The following is a 5,698-nucleotide window of genomic DNA, read 5'->3' on the forward strand; positions in this document are numbered from 1 at the left end:
GCACCTCCGGCTGGGCCTGAAGCAGGTCGAGCGTAAAGTCATAGGGCGCGGGCAAGTCCTTGGTCAAGGCATTGAGCGCATCGCTGTCGCGCTGCAATTGTTGGGTCAGGGTCTTGAAGCGCTGCTGTTGGGCTCGCAGCGCTCGCCTCAACCAGATGGGCAGCCTGGCCTGGATAAAATCGATATGGGTATCTTGAGTGGACATGATGGACCTCCGTCCTTGGGGTCGATTGAGCGTTCGAAATGCTAAGGTGCACTGAACTGAAGCGCCTGCGATGCTCGCGAAAACACGCGCTTTTTTAAACCATCCAACCGTTGCAAGGGGTTGCGAGGCGCGTAGGAACGTCACGCCGTGGCGAAGGAGGGGTTGTGGGATCGGCCCCCGCATCCCCATAGCGACCGGCCAAGCGCTTGTCCTCCAAGACCAGCGCTTGGCCAGGCCACGCCGATCAGGCGGCCATTCGCTCACACGCCTCGGCGCATGACCGGCAAGCTTTTGCACACGCCTGGCAGTGCGCCGGTTCGTGTTTGCCACACTCCTCGCCACACGCCCGGCAAATTGCCGCGCACACGTTGCACAGTTCGGCGGCGACGCTGCTGTCGCGTTTCATGAGCGTTGCCGCGAGCCGACATAGGTCGGCGCAGTCACGGTCCAGCTCGATGCACTTAGCCATCATCTGTACGCTCTGCTCACGCAGGCAGGCTGCGGCGCAGGTTTCACAGGCCATGGCGCAGGCGATGCATTCGGCTATGCATGCCTCGTAACGACTGTTCATGGGAATCTCCTGTTGCGAAGGTCGATTGGGGTTACCGCTCATGAAAACAGGGGCGGTATAAGGTCCGACTCGGCCGTCAATCCGGAGGTTTCGAGAGAAAAATTACAATTTTGTCAGCCGCTCAGACCACCAGCGTCAACCACGCCGACACCAGCAGCATCACCGCCATGACTCGATTGAACCGCCCCATCGCCACGGCGGAACGGCAGAAGCGCGCGGCTCCCCGGCCCAGGTAGGCCCAGACAGTCATGCAAGGGATCGAAATGGCGAAGAATGCCAGGGACAACCACAGAACCCGCACGGTACGGTCGGCCTCGGCCCCTGCGAAGACGCTGACCACCGCCAACGCCATCATCCAGGTTTTCGGGTTCACCAACTGCAACCCAGCCGCCCCGGCCAGACCCAAGCGTGGCCCCTCGACCGGACGGTCCGGGTCGATGACCTCGGCCGGTGCGCGGAAAATCTGCCAGGCCATCCAGCTCAACCAGGCGATGCCCGCCCATGAGAGCAGCGTCTGAATCGTGGCATGGCGCGCCAGCACGTCTCCTAATCCGGTGCCGACCAGAAGCACCAGCAAGGCCGCTGCCGCACAGGCACCGAGGATGATCGGCAAGGTGGTTACCAGGCCGAAGCGCGAGCTATGGCTCAGCACCAGGATATTGGTCGGGCCCGGGGTGATGGAGGCGACAAACGCGAACAAGGCAAACGGCAGTAACTGGTCCATGGAGCGACTTCTCGGTGAAGGATCGATCGCTTGATCATCCCCGCCAAGCTTTGGTCAGTCTGGAACAATTGAGCAGCGCTTGCGGTAGTCCGCCGGGCTCAGGCGATAGGCACGCTGGAACCAGCGGCCCAAGTGGCTTTGGTCGGCAAAGCCGAGCATGGCCGCCACCGCCACGGCGCTCTCGCCACCGGCCAGCAGGCGCCGGGCACGGGCCAGGCGCAACTGGATGAGATAAGCATGGGGCGCCAGGCCGAAAGCGGCCTTGAAGGCACGGGTCAAGCGGAAACGGTCCACGCCGGTGACCCGGGCCAGGTCATCCAGGCCGATGTCTTCGCTCAGGTGACTGTGCAGATAATCCCTGGCCTGCTGCGCCACCAATGGCAGCCGCGGATCCGGGTTGATCCGTGCCCGCCAGTGCAGGTGTTGGGTCAGGTTGGACAACAAGGTATCGAGGGCCGTCTGGCGCACGATGCGGATCTCTTGCTCGTGCAAGCTCTGGAAGGCCAACGCCGTGGCACTCGCCAACCGCGCATCGTCGGTCAGGGTGGCGGCGAATCCCAGTTGGGCGTTGTCCGGTGCCTCGTCGAACAACGAACGCAACTCGCGCTCCAGCCATTGAGGTTCTAGGTACAACGTGCGGTAGGTAAACCCGTGGTCATGGGGCGCATTACCGTCGTGCAGTTCACCGGGCTCAAGCAGAAACACCTTGCCCGGCGTGCTGTTGTGTTGCTGGCGACGGCAATGAAACTGTTGCACGCCCTGCTCGGTCACGCCCACCAGATACGTGTCATGCCAATGGGGATCATAGGCATGCCCCTCGAAATGCGCGCGCACGGTCTCGATACCGGACGTCGCGTCCTGCTTGAGATCGATCCAGTTGCGCGCCGTCATGCCCTGTCCCGTTTGGTGAATGTGCTCTTGGCAGATTAACTGCTGGAGAAGCGTGTGTCTGGAAGATTTGTGCAGGCCTGCGATCCCTGTGGGAGCCGAGCTTGCTCGCGATGGTGGTGGGCCTGCTTGCATCGATGCTGAATGTGCCGCCGCCTTCGCGAGCAGGCTCGCTCCCACATGGTTTTTTGGTCACTTAGAAGATCAGCGTCCACCGCCGATCCCTGTGGGAGCCGAGCTTGCTCGCGATGGCGGCGGGCCTGCTTGCATCGATGCTGAATGTGCTGCCGCCTTCGCGAGCAGGCTCGCTCCCACATGGTTTTTTGGTCGAATAGAAGATCAGCGTCCACCGCCGATCCCTGTGGGAGCCGAGCTTGCTCCACAGGGGAATTCCATAGCTTCATGACCGCTTCAAGCATCCGGCGTAATCACCGGCAACACGGTCTCAACCGCCAAACGAGCCAACTCCGCATCCTGCTCAGCCTTGACCCCAGACACGCCAATAGCCCCAATGCATTGGCCGTCATGACGAATGGCCACCCCGCCTTCAAGCATGCCCTGCAAGTGCGGAGCGCTGAGGAAAGCGTAACGACCACCGTTGATCATGTCCTCGAAAACCTTGCTGTCACGCCGCCCCATAGCGGCCGTACGCGCCTTTTCAGTGGCGATATAGGCCGATAACGGCGAGGCATCGTCCAGGCGCAACAGCCCGATGGGATGACCACCGTCGTCCACCACACACACCGACACCGCCCATTGACGCTGGTGAGCCAGCTCCTTGGCCGCCACCAGCAATTGCGCAACGTCCTGCTCAGTGAGTACCGCTTTGGTCTTCATGAATCACTCCGTGTTGTGCGACAGCAAGCCCGCGAGACAATCAAGCGCCCGCCCGGCAGGTCGAGGAATTTTCGTTCTGCGAACCATAGCGCACTTGCGGCAGTTCATTGAAGCCCGGTTGCTGGCGACCCGCTGCGCCTGACACGAGCCCCTACGCCCACTCCATTGGATCCACTAACACAACCAATCGTCCAAACCCCCAGCAAAATCATTGACAATCAAATTAGTTAAGAGAGTTAATGGATCCACAAACAAGAACAATCCGCCTGGAGATCCGTCATGTACCCCAAGAACGCCTGGTACGTTGCCTGCACCCCCGATGAAATCGCCGACAAACCCCTGGGTCGCCAGATCTGTGGTGAGAAGATGGTTTTTTACCGGGGGCACGAAGGCAAGGTCGCAGCCGTGGAAGACTTCTGCCCCCACCGCGGCGCCCCGCTTTCCTTGGGCTACGTCGAAAACGGCAATCTGGTGTGCGGCTATCACGGCTTGGTGATGGGCAGTGATGGCAAGACCGTCGAGATGCCGGGGCAACGGGTACGGGGATTCCCTTGCAACAAGACCTTTGCGGTGCAGGAACGCTACGGTTTCATTTGGGTCTGGCCCGGTGACCAGGCGCTGGCCGACCCGGCACAAATCCATCATCTGGAGTGGGCCGAAAGCGATGAATGGGCCTACGGTGGCGGCCTGTTCCATATCCAGTGCGACTACCGCCTGATGATCGACAACCTGATGGACCTGACCCACGAAACCTACGTCCACGCCTCGAGCATCGGCCAGAAGGAAATCGACGAAGCGCCGCCGGTAACCACCGTCGAGGGCGATGAAGTAGTCACCGCTCGCCATATGGAAAACATCATGGCCCCGCCGTTCTGGCGCATGGCCTTGCGCGGCAACAACCTGGCCGATGACGTGCCGGTGGATCGCTGGCAGATCTGCCGTTTCACCCCGCCCAGCCACGTACTGATCGAAGTGGGCGTGGCCCATGCCGGCAATGGCGGCTATCACGCTGCACCGCAATTCAAGGCGTCGAGCATCGTGGTGGATTTCATCACACCGGAAACCGAGACCTCGATTTGGTACTTCTGGGGCATGGCCCGGCATTTCCAGCCGCAGGATGAAGCCCTCACCGCGTCCATTCGCGAAGGCCAGGGCAAGATTTTCAGCGAAGACCTGGAAATGCTCGAACGCCAACAGCGCAACCTGCTGGACCATCCACAGCGCAACCTGCTCAAGCTCAACATCGATGCCGGTGGCGTGCAGTCCCGGCGGGTGCTGGAGCGCTGGATCGCACGGGAGCGCGAGGCTCAAGCCGGGTTGATCGCCAGCACTCATCAGCCGCAACTGGCGGAGCAACGGCCATGATCGAAGTCCAGGTCACGGCGCGACACAACGAAGCCCTCGATATTTACAGCTACGAGCTGAGCCGAATCGACGGCGAGCCATTGCCGGACTTCACCGCCGGTGCCCATATCGATGTGCACTTGCCCGGCGGGCTGATTCGCCAGTACTCACTGTGCAACCATCCCGAGGAACGGCATCGCTACCTCATCGGCGTGCTCAGGGACCCGGCGTCCCGCGGTGGTTCGCGCAGCTTGCACGAACAGATCCAGCCCGGCATGCGCTTGCACATCAGTGAACCGCGCAACCTGTTTTCGCTCGCTTCCCACGCCCGGCGCAGCCTGCTATTTGCCGGCGGCATCGGCATTACACCGATCCTGTGCATGGCCGAGCACCTGGCCCAGAGCGGCGCGGCGTTCGAGTTGCATTACTGCGCCCGTTCACGGGACCGTGCGGCCTTCGTCGAACGCCTGCGCCAGTCCCCTTACGCTGACCGGGTGTTCCTGCATTTCGATGAAGAACCCGAAACCCTGCTGGACGCCGCCAGGGTCCTGGCCGCCCCCGATAACGACCTGCACCTCTACGTCTGCGGACCCGGTGGTTTCATGCAGCACGTCCTCGACACCGCCAAGAGCCAGGGCTGGCAGGAAGACTGCCTGCACCGCGAATACTTCGCCGCCGCCCCCACCGACACCCGCGCCGATGGCAGCTTTTCGGTCAAGCTCGCCCGCAGTGGCCAGGTGTTCGACGTACCGGCGGACCGCAGCGTGGTGCAGGTGCTGGAGAGCCACGGCATCGAGATCCCGATCTCCTGTGAACAAGGCGTGTGCGGTACCTGCCTGACGCGGGTACTGGAAGGTGTGCCGGAACATCGGGACATGTTTCTGACCGAAGCTGAGCAGGCCTGCAACGACCAGTTCACCCCGTGCTGCTCCAGGTCGAAAACACCGGTGTTGGTCCTCGACCTCTAACATCCGAACAACACGGAACCCTGTGGTGAGCTTGCTCCACAGTGTTCACCGTGGATCAATCTGTGCCGTGATGGCTGGGAAAGCTTTTGTGGCGAGGGAGCTTGCTCCCGCTGGGGCGCGCAGCGGCCCCAAAAAAGCGATGAGCGCTGCGCACTCAAGCG

The 5,698-nt window shown here is 61.8% G+C and carries 7 protein-coding genes; 2 read left to right on the forward strand and 5 right to left on the reverse strand.

Annotated elements, in window-relative coordinates; genetic code table 11:
* The 5 genes from HU767_RS28320 to HU767_RS28340 form a co-directional block, all read right to left on the reverse strand.
* Positions 1-205: hypothetical protein (locus HU767_RS28320; RefSeq protein WP_186731091.1), on the reverse strand; the 205-nt coding region annotated here is incomplete at its 3' end.
* A 244-nt stretch (positions 206-449) separates the two neighbouring features.
* A complete protein-coding gene (locus tag HU767_RS28325) occupies positions 450-776 on the reverse strand; it encodes a four-helix bundle copper-binding protein (RefSeq protein ID WP_186705697.1) in 327 nt (108 codons plus the stop codon).
* A gap of 121 nt (positions 777-897) precedes the next feature.
* Complete coding sequence (locus HU767_RS28330) at positions 898-1,500, reverse strand: LysE family translocator (RefSeq protein WP_186705698.1); 603 nt, start codon at positions 1,498-1,500, stop codon at positions 898-900.
* 54 nt (positions 1,501-1,554) lie between these two features.
* Entirely contained in the window at positions 1,555-2,391 is an 837-nt protein-coding gene (locus tag HU767_RS28335) for an AraC family transcriptional regulator (RefSeq protein WP_186731092.1), read from the reverse strand.
* A 408-nt stretch (positions 2,392-2,799) separates the two neighbouring features.
* On the reverse strand, positions 2,800-3,225 hold the full coding sequence (locus HU767_RS28340) for a heme-binding protein (protein WP_186731093.1): 426 nt from the start codon (positions 3,223-3,225) through the stop codon (positions 2,800-2,802).
* Between the two features lie 279 nt (positions 3,226-3,504).
* On the opposite strand from HU767_RS28340, the gene HU767_RS28345 reads away from it, so the two are divergent.
* Positions 3,505-4,590 carry an aromatic ring-hydroxylating dioxygenase subunit alpha gene (locus HU767_RS28345; protein ID WP_186705701.1) on the forward strand — a complete coding sequence of 362 codons (1,086 nt, stop codon included), beginning with the start codon at positions 3,505-3,507 and terminating at the stop codon, positions 4,588-4,590.
* Positions 4,587-5,537 carry a PDR/VanB family oxidoreductase gene (locus HU767_RS28350; protein ID WP_186731094.1) on the forward strand — a complete coding sequence of 317 codons (951 nt, stop codon included), beginning with the start codon at positions 4,587-4,589 and terminating at the stop codon, positions 5,535-5,537. Before HU767_RS28345 ends, HU767_RS28350 begins: the two co-directional genes overlap by 4 nt.
* Positions 5,538-5,698 lie beyond the last annotated feature (161 nt).

It is taken from the genome of Pseudomonas sp. SWRI179 (genome assembly GCF_014268705.1).
Taxonomy (GTDB): Bacteria; Pseudomonadota; Gammaproteobacteria; order Pseudomonadales; family Pseudomonadaceae; genus Aquipseudomonas; species Aquipseudomonas zanjanensis.

What these genes read in the sequence shown, in the direction of transcription:
- HU767_RS28325 (WP_186705697.1), bottom strand. Translation starts at nt 776, where the DNA reads ATGAACAGTCGTTACGAGGCATGCATAGCCGAATGCATCGCCTGCGCC.
- HU767_RS28330 (WP_186705698.1), bottom strand. Translation starts at nt 1,500, where the DNA reads ATGGACCAGTTACTGCCGTTTGCCTTGTTCGCGTTTGTCGCCTCCATC.
- HU767_RS28335 (WP_186731092.1), bottom strand. Translation starts at nt 2,391, where the DNA reads ATGACGGCGCGCAACTGGATCGATCTCAAGCAGGACGCGACGTCCGGT.
- HU767_RS28340 (WP_186731093.1), bottom strand. Translation starts at nt 3,225, where the DNA reads ATGAAGACCAAAGCGGTACTCACTGAGCAGGACGTTGCGCAATTGCTG.
- HU767_RS28345 (WP_186705701.1), top strand. Translation starts at nt 3,505, where the DNA reads ATGTACCCCAAGAACGCCTGGTACGTTGCCTGCACCCCCGATGAAATC.
- HU767_RS28350 (WP_186731094.1), top strand. Translation starts at nt 4,587, where the DNA reads ATGATCGAAGTCCAGGTCACGGCGCGACACAACGAAGCCCTCGATATT.